This is a genomic window from Paramixta manurensis, from assembly GCF_013285385.1.
GTDB classification, from domain to species: Bacteria; Pseudomonadota; Gammaproteobacteria; order Enterobacterales; family Enterobacteriaceae; genus Paramixta; species Paramixta manurensis.
In genome coordinates, this window is sequence record NZ_CP054212.1 from 947,294 (window position 1) to 961,776 (window position 14,483).

11 protein-coding genes are annotated in these 14,483 nt (G+C 52.5%); 6 read left to right on the plus strand and 5 right to left on the minus strand.

The window, feature by feature from the left end:
• Nucleotides 1-7 precede the first annotated feature (7 nt).
• Both csy3 and cas6f read left to right on the plus strand, forming a co-directional pair.
• Nucleotides 8-1,003 (plus strand): type I-F CRISPR-associated protein Csy3, encoded by a 996-nt coding sequence (gene csy3 / locus PMPD1_RS04565; protein WP_173632926.1) that lies wholly within the window; start codon nucleotides 8-10, stop codon nucleotides 1,001-1,003.
• Nucleotides 1,004-1,013: 10 nt separating this feature from the next.
• Nucleotides 1,014-1,571, plus strand: coding sequence for a type I-F CRISPR-associated endoribonuclease Cas6/Csy4 (cas6f, locus tag PMPD1_RS04570; protein WP_173632927.1), 558 nt, complete (start codon nucleotides 1,014-1,016; stop codon nucleotides 1,569-1,571).
• 41 nt (nucleotides 1,572-1,612) lie between these two features.
• Here the strand turns inward: cas6f and ahr are convergent, their stop codons facing one another.
• Nucleotides 1,613-2,632, minus strand: coding sequence for an NADPH-dependent aldehyde reductase Ahr (gene ahr, locus PMPD1_RS04575; protein WP_173636115.1), 1,020 nt, complete (start codon nucleotides 2,630-2,632; stop codon nucleotides 1,613-1,615).
• Nucleotides 2,633-2,919: 287 nt separating this feature from the next.
• Here ahr and PMPD1_RS04580 point away from each other — a divergent pair, with 287 nt between their 5' ends.
• The gene (locus PMPD1_RS04580) at nucleotides 2,920-3,795 is read left to right on the plus strand and encodes a glutamate/aspartate ABC transporter substrate-binding protein (RefSeq protein WP_435529731.1); all 876 of its coding nucleotides are present in this window, start codon (nucleotides 2,920-2,922) and stop codon (nucleotides 3,793-3,795) included.
• Between the two features lie 56 nt (nucleotides 3,796-3,851).
• Here the strand turns inward: PMPD1_RS04580 and mgtA are convergent, their stop codons facing one another.
• Entirely contained in the window at nucleotides 3,852-6,545 is a 2,694-nt protein-coding gene (mgtA, locus tag PMPD1_RS04585; protein WP_173632929.1) for a magnesium-translocating P-type ATPase, read from the minus strand.
• 776 nt (nucleotides 6,546-7,321) lie between these two features.
• Between mgtA and acnB the strand changes: the two genes are divergently transcribed.
• Both acnB and yacL read left to right on the plus strand, forming a co-directional pair.
• Entirely contained in the window at nucleotides 7,322-9,919 is a 2,598-nt protein-coding gene (gene acnB, locus PMPD1_RS04590; protein WP_173632930.1) for a bifunctional aconitate hydratase 2/2-methylisocitrate dehydratase, read from the plus strand.
• 185 nt (nucleotides 9,920-10,104) lie between these two features.
• A complete protein-coding gene (gene yacL, locus PMPD1_RS04595) occupies nucleotides 10,105-10,467 on the plus strand; it encodes a protein YacL (RefSeq protein WP_173632931.1) in 363 nt (120 codons plus the stop codon).
• Between the two features lie 36 nt (nucleotides 10,468-10,503).
• Here the strand turns inward: yacL and speD are convergent, their stop codons facing one another.
• From speD to PMPD1_RS04610, 3 genes are all read right to left on the minus strand, one after another.
• Nucleotides 10,504-11,313: an adenosylmethionine decarboxylase gene (gene speD / locus PMPD1_RS04600; protein ID WP_173632932.1), complete on the minus strand. Its 810-nt coding sequence runs from the start codon at nucleotides 11,311-11,313 to the stop codon at nucleotides 10,504-10,506.
• 14 nt (nucleotides 11,314-11,327) lie between these two features.
• Entirely contained in the window at nucleotides 11,328-12,203 is an 876-nt protein-coding gene (gene speE, locus PMPD1_RS04605; protein ID WP_173632933.1) for a polyamine aminopropyltransferase, read from the minus strand.
• Nucleotides 12,204-12,313: 110 nt separating this feature from the next.
• Complete coding sequence (locus tag PMPD1_RS04610; protein ID WP_173632934.1) at nucleotides 12,314-12,661, minus strand: YacC family pilotin-like protein; 348 nt, start codon at nucleotides 12,659-12,661, stop codon at nucleotides 12,314-12,316.
• A 196-nt stretch (nucleotides 12,662-12,857) separates the two neighbouring features.
• Between PMPD1_RS04610 and cueO the strand changes: the two genes are divergently transcribed.
• The gene (gene cueO / locus PMPD1_RS04615) at nucleotides 12,858-14,480 is read left to right on the plus strand and encodes a multicopper oxidase CueO (RefSeq protein ID WP_173632935.1); all 1,623 of its coding nucleotides are present in this window, start codon (nucleotides 12,858-12,860) and stop codon (nucleotides 14,478-14,480) included.
• The last annotated feature ends 3 nt before the right edge of the window (nucleotides 14,481-14,483 follow it).

The following is a 14,483-nucleotide window of genomic DNA, read 5'->3' on the forward strand; positions in this document are numbered from 1 at the left end:
CGATATTATGGCTAAAGTTTCAGCAATTAAAACCGCTTCGGTACTGGCTTTTGAACGCAAACTGGCAAACTCCGATGCGCTACTGGCTGCCGGTATCTGGCAGGGAGAAACCTGGCAACCCATTGGGGTTCAGGAAAAAGCGGTGCGCGGCACCATTTCCAACCGGCTTAAAAATGCGCTTGCCAGCGATCCGGCAAAACTGGATGCCGAGATTCAGAAAGCCAACCTGCAACGCGTGGATGTTGCCGCGCTACCGGCTGATGCAGACACACTAAAAATGACTTTCAGTTTGCGAGTCTTGGGTAATTTATCCACCCCTTCGGTGTGCAACGATAAGCAGTATCAGGATGCGCTGGAAAGCGTTATCGACGGGTATATTGCGGAACACGGATTCGGGGAGTTGGCGCTGCGCTATGCGGCAAATCTGGCTAACGGACGCTTTTTGTGGCGTAACCGTGTCGGCGCGGAACAAATTCGCGTGGTGGTTACAGGGACGAAAAGGTGGGAATTTAACGCCCATGATTTCGCGCTGCGGGATTTTAACCATCGTGACGCTGATTTGAAGGCGTTGGCGGCCGAGATTGAGCTAGGGCTAAAAGGTGACACTTTTGTGTTACTGAATGTAGAAGCCTATGTTCGATTGGGGCAGGGACAAGAGGTTTTCCCTTCACAAGAGTTAGTGCTGGACAGTAACAGTACTAAAAGCAAAGTGCTGTATCAGGTTGGCGGTATTGCAGCGCTCCATTCACAGAAAATCGGCAATGCGTTACGCACGGTAGACACCTGGCATCCGCAGGTTGATGCGTTGGGCGCGATTGCGGTTGAACCCTACGGCTCGGTAACCAGCCGTGGCATCGCCTGCCGCCAGCCGAAAGAGAAAATGGATTTCTATACCTTGCTGGATAATTGGGTGATTAAAGGCGATAAACCGGCGCCAGAACAACAACACTATGTGATGGCGGTGCTGATTCGCGGCGGCGTGTTCGGTGAGAAAGCTGAATAAGGATCGGTGCATGGAAAGTTATCTGGATATTCGCGTATTACCCGACCCCGAATTTACCGAGTCGATGCTGGTCGCCGCTTTGTTCGCGAAACTTCATCGTGCGTTAGGTCTGCGTGATAAAGGTGATATTGGCGTGAGCTTCCCGGAGTATGGCGGTACGCCGGGCGGGGTGATCCGTTTACACGGACTTCAAACTGCGCTTGAAGAGTTGAACGCCACACGCTGGCAGGCGGGATTAACGGATTATTGTACTCCTTCGGCAATATGCACCGTACCACCGGCGATTAAAGGCTGGCGTACCGTGTCTCGGGTACAGGTGAAAAGTAACGCGCAGCGCTTGGTGCGCCGCTCGGTACGTAAAGGGTGGATCACGGAAGAAGAGGCACAGATGCGTTTGCGAACTGCCTTGGATCACCGCTGCAAACTGCCATTTATCCAACTAAAGAGTTTGTCGACCCATCAACCGTTTCGTTTGTTTATTCAGCATGGCGAACTACAGGAGTTACAGCGTGACGGGAAATTCAGTAGTTATGGGTTAAGCCGCGAAGCGACCATTCCCTGGTTTTAATGTTGCGAACCGGGCGGTTACCGCCCGGTCTCTGCTTCCGTTCAAAAATCCGCCTTCAATACGACGCGATAATTCGCCTTCCCGGCACGCACATGATCCAACGCCTCATTGATGTTCGACATCGGGAAAAACTCCACCGTCGGCGCAATATCGGCGCGCGATGCCAGTTTTAATAGTGAACGCATCTGACCCGGAGAACCGGTTGCCGAGCCGGTGATCGCGCGGTCGCCTTTAATCAACGTCGAAGAATTTACCGGGAAGGGCTTCATGACGACACCCACCGTATGGAATTTTCCACCCGGTGCCAGCGCCTCAAACCAGGGTTGCCAGTCGAGATCCACCGCAACGGTGCTCAGAACCAGATCAAACTGCCCGGCGAGCTCCTTCAAGGCTTCCGGATCGCGGCTATTCACCACTCGATCGGCGCCCATATCGAGAATAGATTGCTTTTTCGCCGCAGAAGAACTGAAGGCCGTCACTTCAGCGCCAATTGCGCGCAGGATCTTAATCGCGATATGGCCCAAACCGCCAATACCGATCACGCCAACACGGCTGGCGGCCGAAATATGGTGCATTAGCAACGGCTTAAATACAGTGATCCCACCACACAGCAGCGGCCCCGCCGAGGCGATATCCAGACTTTCCGGGAGCGGGATGACCCATTGCCAGTTCGCGCGTAGTTTATTAGCAAAACCGCCATGATTCACAATGGTCGGCGTAGCGCCCTGGCGGCAATTGATTTGATCGCCATTAATGCAGGCATCACAGTGCTGGCAACTCTTTGCCGTCCAGCCAATGCCCACCCGCTGCCCAAGGCGTAACCCTTTGTTCTTCGCCGCGTCGCCAAGGGCGGAAACGCGCCCAATCACCTCATGCCCAGCAATGAGCGGATAGCGCGAAACACCCCATTCATTGTCGATCATCGACAAGTCGGAGTGACAAATACCGCAGTAATCCACTTCAACTTCTACATCTTCATGGTCCAGCGCACCCGCATCATATTCATATGGCTCTAAAGCCTGGCCGGGTTTCATTGCTGCGTAGCTTTTAATTTTCATTATTAACCTCAGTGCTAATCACTATTTTCGCAGTGAGTATAGCAAAGCGGGGAAAGGGTAACGCAGAGCGCGCTTGCCGTCAGGGCGCGCCAGAATCTTTTCGAGCAACCTCGGATAAATTGCACGCTGTGCATGCATTTCTCCCCATTTTGAGACAATACTGTTCGCTGCCTCACGTCGCGAGGGCGCAGTCAAAGCCTTGCCGGTGAGTGGCGTGTTTTTTGCATAGTGACAAGCCTAATAAAACGAATACTAAGGGGTTGTGTATGAAGCGTGCGTTACTTAACGCGATGGTGGTGGGTGTCGGTTTGGTCGCTGTTTCCGCAGCCGGGGCGGAAGAGTTGGCTGGCACTCTGAAGAAAATTAACGACAGCAATGTCGTGGTGGTTGGGTATCGTGAGTCGAACGTGCCTTTCTCCTATCAGGATGATGGTAAAAATGTAATGGGGTATTCACAGGAGTATTCCAACAAAATCGTTGAGGCGATTAAAAAGAAACTGAACAAACCTAACCTCGAAGTCTCTTTCTTGCCGATTACTTCGCCCAACCGCATTCCGCTACTTAATAATAAGGTGTATGACTTCGAGTGCGGTTCCACCACCAATAATAAAGAGCGCCAGCAACAGGTTGATTTTTCTGATTCAATCTTTGTAGCCGGTACGCGTTTGATGGCTAAAAAAGGCAGTGGTATCAACGACTTTCCTGATTTACAGGGCAAGGCGGTGGTGACCAGTAGCGGCTCTACGTCCGAAATTTTGTTAAACCAGCTAAACAGCAATAAAAACATGAAGATGCGCATCATCAGCGCCAAAGAGGGCGGCACCTCATCTTTCCAGACTCTGGAAAGCGGGCGGGCGGCGGCGTTTATGATGGATGATGCTTTACTGGCGGGCGATCGCGCTAAAGCACGGCATCCTGATCAGTGGGTCATCGTGGGCACCGCGCAATCGCATGAGGCTTACGGCTGTATGATGCGTAAAAATGATCCTCAGTTTGCTGCGCTGGTGAATGATACGGTTGCCGGAGCGCAAACCTCAGGCGAAGCGGCGGGCTGGTATAAAAAATGGTTTATGCAACCCATCCCGCCAAAAGGGTTGAATATGAACTTTGAGATGTCGACCGAAATGAAAGATCTGTTCGCACATCCCAATAATCACGCGCTATAAGCGCTATAAGCGCTGGAACGCGGGGGCAAGCACGTTTTCTTGCCCCCATTTGGCGGTTAAAACCATTGGCCAAACTTACGGATATAAAATGTCTTTATGCTGTGGCTGAGTAACCCATAGCTGAATAATATTGCCAACAGCCACGGGAAGTAGAGCGCCGGTAACGAAACCAGGCCAAACCAACCGGCAAAAGGCGATAACGGCAGCCCAAGCCCGATAATAACCACCGCGAATGTCGTGAGCATAATCGGCCAGGTGGCGCGGGACTGAATAAACGGCACCTTTTGCGTGCGCAGCATATGCACGACTAATGTTTGCGAAAGCAATCCTTCAATAAACCAGCCAGACTGGAATAATGCTTGGTGCTCGACATTGTTGGCGGCAAAAATATGCCACATGACGGCAAACGTCGTAATATCAAACAGCGAGGACGTCGGGCCCATCCACAACATAAAACGACCAATATTTTTGGCATCCCACTTCTGTGGTTTTTGCATATATTCGCGATCCATTTTGTCCCACGGCAGCGCCATTTGCGACAAGTCATAGATCAGGTTTTGCAGCAGTAACTGAATCGCCAACATCGGTAAAAAAGGAATAAACGCGCTGGCGACCAAAATAGAGAACACGTTGCCAAAGTTAGAGCTGGCGGTAATGTTGAGGTATTTAATGATGTTACCGAACGTTTGCCGCCCAACTCGAACACCTTGTTCCAGTACCTGCAGGCTCTTTTCCAGCAGGATAATATCGGCGGAGGCTTTGGCAATATCCGTGGCGCTATCGACGGATATTCCGACGTCCGCCTGGCGCAGCGCTGCCGCATCATTAATGCCGTCTCCCAGGAAACCTACCGTATGGCCTTTTTGCTGTAACAGCCTGACAATGCGCTCTTTTTGTGACGGCGTCAGCCGGGCAAACAGCGTATGTAACGCAACACGATCGGCCAACTGTTCATCACTCAACTGCTCAATCTCGTCGCCCAATAGCGGTACGCCAATGTCGAGCGCCAGGTCGCGACAAATTTTGGCGGTAATCAGCGGATTGTCACCGGTCAACACTTTCACCTGTACGCCACTCTCCTGTAACGCTGCTATCGCCCCGGCGGCGCTGGCTTTCACCGGATCGAGAAAGGTCAGCATACCGCACAGCGTCAGGTCACGCTCATCTTCTGCGCTGAGACGCTGATGCCAGCCCTTAGCGCCGAGTTCCCGCGTGCCAATTAGCAGCACGCGATACCCTTGTTGGTTAAGATCAGCCACTCTGGCGATGAGGGCATCACGCTGCCGATCATCCATCTCAAGCGGGTGGCCGTGATGCGAGACATAGCGGGTAATATCCAGCATCTCTTCCAGCGCGCCCTTACACACCAGTAAATGCTGACCGAAGCGATCGCAAACGCTGACCGATAACCGACGGCGCTCAAAATCAAAGGCTAATTCATCGACCTTACGATAATCGCGTGGAACATCATAACGATTGCGGGCAAACTCCAGCACCGCCCGATCCATCAGGTTTTTCAAACCGCTTTGATGAAAGCTATTCAGCCAGGCCAGTTGCAAGACGTAATGGCTGGGATCGCCATTCAGATCAAGATGCTGGGCTAACGCGATATGATCCTCGGTCAGCGTGCCGGTCTTATCGGTACACAGCACATCCATAGCGCCAAAGTTTTGTATGGCGCTGAGGCGTTTGACGACCACTTTACGTTTTGCCAGCATCATCGCGCCTTTTGCCAGATTGGTACTGACAATCATCGGCAACATCTCCGGTGTCAGGCCAACCGCGACCGCTAGCGCAAACAGGGTGGCATCCAGCCAGTCGCCTTTGGTAAAACCGTTAATCAATAACACCAGTGGCACCATAAACGCCATAAAACGGATTAATAACCAGCTAACGTTATTGACACCGCGATCGAAAGCGGTGGGTGCGCGTTTCCCCACCAAGTGCCGCGCCAGTGAACCGAACCAAGTTTGATTCCCGGTCGCGACGACCACCGCACAAGCGTTACCGCTGACCACGTATGATCCCATAAAGCAGATGCCGGGCTGGGCTAACAATTGGTTTTCACTCAATGTCACTGCTGCGTCCGCGCTCTGGTTGCCGGCGCATTTTTCTACCGGCAACGCTTCACCGGTTAACGTGGATTGATTGACCAGCAGGTCGCGTGACGAAATCAGTTTTAGATCGGCAGGAATGGTATCGCCAGCAGAGAGCAGCACAATATCGCCGGGCACCAACTGATGCTGAGGCACGTCGGCAATGTGGGATTTATTATTATCGCGCGTACGGCGTTGTACGCTGACTTGCGTGCGCACCATAGATTTCAGCGCATCGGCTGCTTTGTTGGTGCGAAACTCCTGCCAAAAACGCAGCAGCCCACTGAAAGCGATCATGACCAACATGATGGTGACACCGGTTAAATCGGTTTCTTCACCGCGCTGACACGGTAGCCAGTAATCGGTGAAGAAACTGATTATGGCGAGCCCGCTCAGGACAAAAATAAACGGGTTATTAAACGCCAGCAGGAGTTGTAACAGCGCGTGAGGCGCTTGCTCTTGCGCCACCTGATTGGGGCCAAATTGTGCCAGCCGCGCTGCGGCCTGCTGCACCGTTAGGCCGTTTGGATTGCTGTTCAGGCGGCTCAGTGTGCTTTCAATGCTGACTTGCGCTTCGGCGGCAATCGCCCAGCGGGCGGTTTTCGGTTGTTCTTCTGGGCGCACTTGCTGTGCGACGTCAATAATTTGCGTCATCTCGTTTACTCCGAATAAAACGCACGGCGATCTCTCTCATGACGAGATCGGCGTGAAAACAGTGAGATGCGTTGCCGTGAGGAAGAGGCGGGCTCAGACTCCCACGCAACGCGTATTACGTTGCGTACCGGGGTGCTCGTCCATGACGTCTCCTTAATCGCGCAGGGCGATAACGAACTAAATAGCCTGTGAACAGGCGCAGAAAAGCATCGTTGCAAATCAGCTTGCAGCGCTGCGGCGGCGTTAATTTACGCCGGGAGGGAACAGAGTATGGGTGACTATCAACATGGTTATCGCCTCGTCTATAAGTAGAGCAGACGAGCCGGAGAGGTTCGCTGCTTGCCGGGCGGCAAGCAACGCGCTTGCCTTAATTAGAACGACTGAGTGTCCAAAAAAGGTTCTCCTAAGAAATGTGCGTCAGACTATAGTGCCGCACGCGGACGCTGTAAACCGCGTTCGTCAACCAAACCTCAACGCCGGTTATTTTTAATCGACCTTTCATACGGTACGGTTATCAACACCGCTTATCGCAACCGTTTAGCGGATAAATTTTTTCATCGTTTAGCCACCATAAGGCGCGGAATCACGCGGAAAATCACGGCGGCGGCGGCGGATTAAAGGGATGTTGCTTTTTTGTAAACGGATTAACAAGCAGACGAAATCCTGCTATGCTGCCCCACGCGGAACCGGGCACCTTACCCTACACAAGGACGTTGATCACGCTATCGTGAAGAGGTGGCCGGTGAGCCTAATACAATGAGAGCGAGGAGAACGTCGTGCTAGAAGAATACCGTAAGCACGTTGCCGAGCGTGCAGCCCAGGGGATTGTTCCTAAACCATTAGATGCTTCCCAAATGGCCGCGCTGGTTGAACTGCTGAAGAACCCGCCAGCGGGTGAAGAAGAATTCCTGTCTGATTTGTTAATCAATCGAGTCCCGCCAGGCGTTGATGAAGCGGCCTATGTAAAAGCCGGTTTCCTGGCCGCTATCGCGAAAGGCGAAACGACCTCTCCTCTGGTTACCCCTGAAAAAGCTGTGGAACTGTTGGGCACCATGCAGGGCGGCTACAATATTCATCCCCTGATTGATGCGCTGGATGATGCCAAACTGGCGCCGATTGCCGCCAAAGCGTTGTCCCATACGCTGCTAATGTTCGATAGCTTCTATGATGTAGAAGAGAAAGCGAAAGCGGGTAATTCCCATGCGCAACAGGTATTAAAAGCTTGGGCCGATGCTGACTGGTATCTGTCACGTCCGGAACTGGCGGAAAAAATTACCGTTACCGTATTCAAAGTCACTGGTGAAACTAACACCGATGATCTGTCACCGGCGCCGGATGCCTGGTCACGCCCGGATATTCCGCTGCATGCGCTGGCGATGCTGAAAAATGCCCGTGATGGTATTGAGCCGGACGAAGCCGGTAATGTTGGGCCAATCAAGCAGATTGAAGCCCTGAAACAGAAAGGTTTCCCGCTGGCCTATGTGGGCGATGTGGTGGGAACCGGTTCTTCGCGTAAATCCGCGACTAACTCCGTGCTGTGGTTTATGGGCGACGATATTCCCAACGTGCCGAACAAAAAAGCGGGTGGTGTGGTGCTCGGCGGTAAAATTGCCCCGATCTTCTTCAACACCATGGAGGATGCCGGTGCGCTGCCGATCGAAGTGGATGTGAACAACCTCAATATGGGTGATGTGATCGATATTTACCCCTATAAAGGTGAAGTGCGTCATCACCAGACTGGCGAAGTGCTGGCTAACTTCGAGCTGAAAACCGACGTCTTGCTTGATGAAGTCCGCGCTGGTGGCCGTATTCCGCTGATCATTGGTCGTGGTTTGACCACCAAAGCGCGTGAATCGCTGGGTCTGCCGGTAAGCGATGTTTTCCGTCAGGCGAAAGATGTGGCGCAGAGCACGCGCGGTTTCTCGCTGGCGCAAAAAATGGTGGGCCGCGCCTGTGGTACCGAGGGTATCCGTCCCGGTCAATATTGCGAACCTAAAATGACCTCGGTCGGTTCGCAGGATACCACCGGGCCGATGACGCGTGATGAACTGAAAGATTTGGCCTGCCTCGGCTTCTCAGCCGACTTGGTGATGCAATCCTTCTGCCATACTGCCGCTTACCCGAAACCGGTTGATGTCACGACGCACCACACGTTGCCTGACTTTATTATGAACCGTGGTGGTGTCTCGCTGCGTCCGGGCGATGGGATTATCCATAGCTGGCTGAACCGTATGCTACTGCCCGATACTGTCGGTACCGGCGGGGATTCACATACCCGTTTCCCAATTGGTATCTCATTCCCGGCAGGCTCTGGTTTGGTGGCGTTTGCCGCCGCAACCGGCGTGATGCCGCTGGATATGCCAGAATCGGTGCTGGTTCGTTTTAAAGGCAAAATGCAGCCGGGTATCACCCTACGCGATCTGGTGCACGCGATTCCGTTGTATGCCATCAAACAAGGGTTACTGACGGTTGAGAAAAAAGGGAAGAAGAATATCTTCTCTGGTCGCATTCTGGAGATCGAAGGTCTGCCGGAACTGAAAGTGGAGCAAGCGTTTGAATTATCCGACGCTTCTGCCGAGCGTTCAGCGGCGGGTTGTACCATTAAACTGGATCAGGCGCCGATTGTTGAGTATCTGAACTCAAACATCGTGTTGCTGAAGTGGATGATCGCCGAAGGCTATGGTGATCGTCGTACGCTGGAACGTCGTATTCAGGGGATGGAGAAATGGCTGGCCGATCCGCAACTACTCGAAGCGGATGCCGACGCAGAATACGCGGCGGTGATTGAGATCGATCTGGCGGAAATCAAAGAGCCGATCCTGTGTGCGCCGAACGATCCGGACGATGCGCGTCTGCTTTCCGATGTGCAGGGTGAAAAGATCGATGAAGTCTTTATCGGTTCCTGTATGACTAACATCGGTCACTTCCGCGCGGCAGGCAAACTGCTGGACAGCCATAAAGGTGCTTTGCCGACCCGCTTGTGGGTGGCGCCGCCGACCAAAATGGATGCGGCACAGTTAACCGAAGAGGGCTATTACAGTGTCTTTGGTAAGAGCGGTGCGCGGGTTGAAATTCCGGGCTGTTCGCTGTGTATGGGCAACCAGGCGCGCGTTGCCGACGGGTCAACCGTGGTGTCAACCTCAACGCGTAACTTCCCGAACCGCTTAGGTAACGGCGCCAATGTCTACCTGGCCTCGGCGGAACTGGCGGCGATTGCGTCTCTGTTAGGTAAACTGCCGACGCCGGATGAGTATCAGCAGTTTATGGCGCAGGTGGATAAAACCGCGCTGGATACCTATCGCTACCTCAATTTTGACCAGTTGGGTCAATATACCGAGAAAGCGGATGGCGTGATCTTCCAGACCGCCGTTTAAGCGAATACGCTTCTCACCAGACCGGGCTTCCGCCCGGTCTTTTTTTTTATCTTTTCCGCTGGTTCTTGTCGCTACGTCAATCTCCGCAGAGCGAAATTACGCCATAGTGGTGATCAGCGGGTGAAAAGCTGTTTTTCCCGCGCCAGGCTGCGATAATGGCGGCCGGAGTGGTGGAGGAAAGCGCGATGGAATATGAATTTTTACGTGATGTGACCGGTGGGGTAAAAGTCCGCATGTCGATGGGGCATGAGGCGGTAGGCCATTGGTTTAATGAAGAGGTGCAGGAGAATTTAGCGCTGCTGGATGAGGTTGAAGCCGCAGTGGCGCAAATTGATGGCAGCGAGCGCCAATGGCAGCGCGTTGGTCACGAATATACGCTGTGGATGGATGATGAAGAGGTCATGATTCGCGCCAACAGTATGAGCGTTGAAGGCGACGAAATGGAAGAAGGCATGAGTTATTACGATGAAGAAAGCCTGGCGTTTTGCGGCGTTGAAGACTTTTTGCAGGTGGTAAATGCCTACCGTCGCTTTATGCGCGGTGAGTAAAGCGCAAAGGGAGCCGGTTGGACCGGCTCCAGGCGATTACGGCGTTTTCAGACCCACCGCCGGAATATTGCGACCATAGTAAATTTCACGCATCTCTTTCCACAGCAGGTCGGTAATACGCTTGTGCTCTTGCTGGCTTAATGCTTCCGGTTTGGTGTTAAAAAGGTAGTGTTTTAGATCGAACTCTTTTAATAACATCTTGGTATGAAAGATGTTTTCCTGGTACACGTTCACATCCATCATGTCATACATGGCTTTCATATCTTCCGACATAAAGTTTTGGATGGAATTAATTTCGTGATCGATGAAGTGTTTCACACCATTAATATCGCGGGTAAATCCCCGAACGCGATAATCAATGGTAACAATATCGGACTCTAACTGGTGAATTAAATAATTCAGCGCCTTGAGCGGTGAAATCACCCCGCAGGTGGAAACTTCAATATCGGCGCGAAAAGTACAGAGCCCGCCCTGTGGATGACTTTCCGGGTAGGTGTGTACGCAAATATGGCTTTTATCAAGATGGGCGACCACCGAATTTGGCAGCGGGCCGGGATGTTCAGACGTATCGATATCTTTTGGATCAACCGGCTCTTCGCTAACCAGAATGGTTACGCTGGCGCCTTGCGGCTCGTAATCCTGGCGCGCGATGTTCAGCACATTCGCGCCGATAATCGCACAGGTCTCGGTCAGAATTTCAGTAAGGCGGTTGGCGTTATACTGCTCATCAATATAAGCAATATAGCCGTCACGCTCGGCATCAGTATTCGCATAGCAAATATCGTAGATACAAAAACTCAGGCTTTTCGTCAGGTTATTGAAGCCATGTAGTTTCAGCTTTTGCAATTTCGTTCACCCCCTTAAAATGCACCTTCAGCGTCATCTGATAATGCATTCAACAAGTATTGCGGCAGAGCAAAGCTGCCAGTATGGATTGCCGGGTTGTAATATCGGCAGGTTAACCCCGCAGCCGCAAAACGCGCCTGCAACGTTTCAGAGCTGAGCTGACGCAGCGCCGGGTTATCACTGGCCCAGGCAAACGTCATAATCCCGCCGTAATAGGTCGGCACTGCCGCCTGATAAAAGCTAACGTCGCGAAAGTAGTGGCCCAGCTTACGGTGGCTATTAATCGCTTCATCTTGTTGCAGGAAACACACACCATTCTGCGCGACGAATATGCCATTTTCATTAAGGCAGCGGCGACAACCGGCATAAAATTCTGAGGTAAACAGACTTTCTCCCGGCCCTATCGGGTCGGTACAGTCGGAGATAATCACGTCGAATTTTTCGTGAGTCTGGTTAACAAAGTTTACGCCGTCATCAATCACTAATTGAAAACGGGCATCGTCATAAGCGCCAGCGCTGTGATTCGGCAGGTACTGTTTACAGAAACTCACCACCCCGGCGTCGATCTCAACCATGGTGATACTTTCCAGCGCGGTATGACGGCAGACTTCACGTAGCATCGCGCCGTCGCCGCCGCCGATAATCAGCACACGCTTTGCCGCACCGTGCGCTAACAGCGGTACATGCGTCATCATTTCGTGATAGATAAACTCATCGCGCTCGGTGGTTTGTACCACACCATCCAGCGCCATAACGCGACCAAGCGCGGCGTTTTCGAAGATAATCAGATCCTGATGTGCGGTCTTCTCGCGGTACAACACTTTATCTACCGAGAAATATTGTCCGAAACCGGCATGAAGGGTTTCATACCACATCTCATTTTGGGCCATGACGGGGCTCTCCTCTCAAAACATAGCCATGAAAATGGGCGGCACATCATAGCTAACTCTGACCGTGCTTGCACGGTCAAATTATCGGCGGGAAAGCGGGAACAGAAGGGTTATTTAACGTAGGCAAGCAGGCTTAAAGAGTCGCGTGCCAGCGATTTACATTTCTTATCATTAGAGATGGCAATCCCGCTGAGATCGCGATAGCTATCTTCGCCCAGCGACTTCATGTTATAGCTGGCGTAATTACTTAAATCCCAACGATTTTGTTGCGCGAAAAAGACCAAGGCTTTCCGAATCTGTGCATCGGGTAAATCCTGATAACCGCAGTCATTTTTTAAATAGACAAACACGGCGGTGAGATCGGCTAAATCTTCCGCTTCGGATTCGCTCAAGGCAAAACTGGTGGAGGAGAAGCCAAGTAGCCCGGTTAATAGCAGGACCTTGATGCCTTTCTTCATAACGGTTCTCGTGAGGTTGCAATTACCTGAAGTTAGCACAGATAGCCGCCTGCTTCAGGCAATTTCGCGCAATTGAACGGCATCAGATGAAAAAATAACCCGGCGGAGAGGGTTTCCGTCACCGATTGAACTTGACCTTACCGCTGGGGAAGGGTTTAGGCTAGATGCCCGCTTGTTAATCGCAGAGGATATGGATATGCAACGCCGTGACTTTCTCAAACTGACCGCCGCACTGAGCGCCGCTGGCGCATTACCTTTCTGGAGCCGTGGTTTAATGGCTGCTGAACGGCCTGAGTTGCCAGTGCCTGCGTTGCTGCCCGCCGATGCGCGCAGTGAGATAGCGATTACCGCGCAGGCTGGTTTCACACAATGGAACGGTAAGCGGGTGCCGAGTTGGGGTTATAACGGGAATCTGCTCGGCCCGGCGTTGCAGTTAGAGCGCGGCAAAGCCGTCACGATTAAGGTCACTAACCGCTTGCCGCATGCCACCACCGTACATTGGCACGGTTTGGAAGTACCCGGTGAGGTTGATGGCGGGCCGCAGGCGCGCATCGAGCCGGGGCAACAGCGCACGGTCACCTTTACTCCCGACCAGCCTGCTGCGACCTGTTGGTTCCATCCGCATCAGCACGGCGAAACCGGTTATCAAGTGGCTCAGGGGCTGGCGGGCTTGGTGCTAATTAGGGATAACGAAGCGGAAAAGCTGTTACTGCCTAAGTTGTGGGGCGTGGATGATATTCCGGTGATTTTACAGGATAAACAGCTCAGCGCGGATGGCGCAAAAATTGACTATCAGTTGGATATTATGCACGCGGCGGTGGGTTGGTTCGGCAATATGATGCTGACTAATGGCGTATCCTATCCCCATCATGCGGTACCGCGCGGCTGGCTGCGCCTGCGTTTACTGAATGGTTGTAACGCGCGCTCTCTGAACATTGCCGCCAGCGATGGGCGCCCTCTGTACGTTATTGGTAGCGATGGCGGGTTATTGGCGGAACCGGTGAAAGTTTCCGAGATTGGATTATTGCCCGGCGAACGCTTTGAGGTATTGGTCGACACCCATGACGGTAAACCGTTTGATTTAGTGACGCTGCCGGTGAAACAGATCGGGATGACGTTAGCGCCGTTCGATCAACCGTTACCGGTATTGAGTATTCAGCCATTAACCGTACTGGCGAGTGGTTCGCTGCCGGACAAATTGGTTGCCGTCCCGCCGGTTCCATCGCTTGATAAAACTACCGATCGCTGGCTGCAATTGATGATGGATCCGCAACTGGATAGCCAGGGTATGCAGGCATTAATGGATAAATATGGTCACAAAGCGATGGCTGGTATGGAGGCGCATGGCGCAATGGTGGCCGATCATGGCGCAATGAAGCATGACGCCATGAATCATGATGCGATGCAAGGAATGGCGGGTATGAAAGGGATGAGCGGCATGGAGGAAGGCTCCTCTTCTGCGGCGGGTTATGACTTCCGTTCAGGGAATAAAATTAATGGCTTGGCGTTTGATATGCACAAGCCTGCTTTTGCCGCCCGGCGTGGCGAGTATGAGAAGTGGACCATTTCCGGCGAAGGTGATGCGATGTTGCATCCTTTCCATATCCACGGCGCACAGTTCCGCATTTTGTCGGAAAATGGTAAACCGCCTGCTGCACACCGGCAGGGATGGAAAGATATGGTGAGTGTCAATGGGTGGCGTAGCGAAGTGTTGGTGCGCTTTAATCATGCCGCCAGCGCGGAACAAGCGTATATGGCGCACTGCCATTTGTTGGAACATGAAGATACCGGCATGATGTTAGGGTTTACCGTCGCCTAAGTG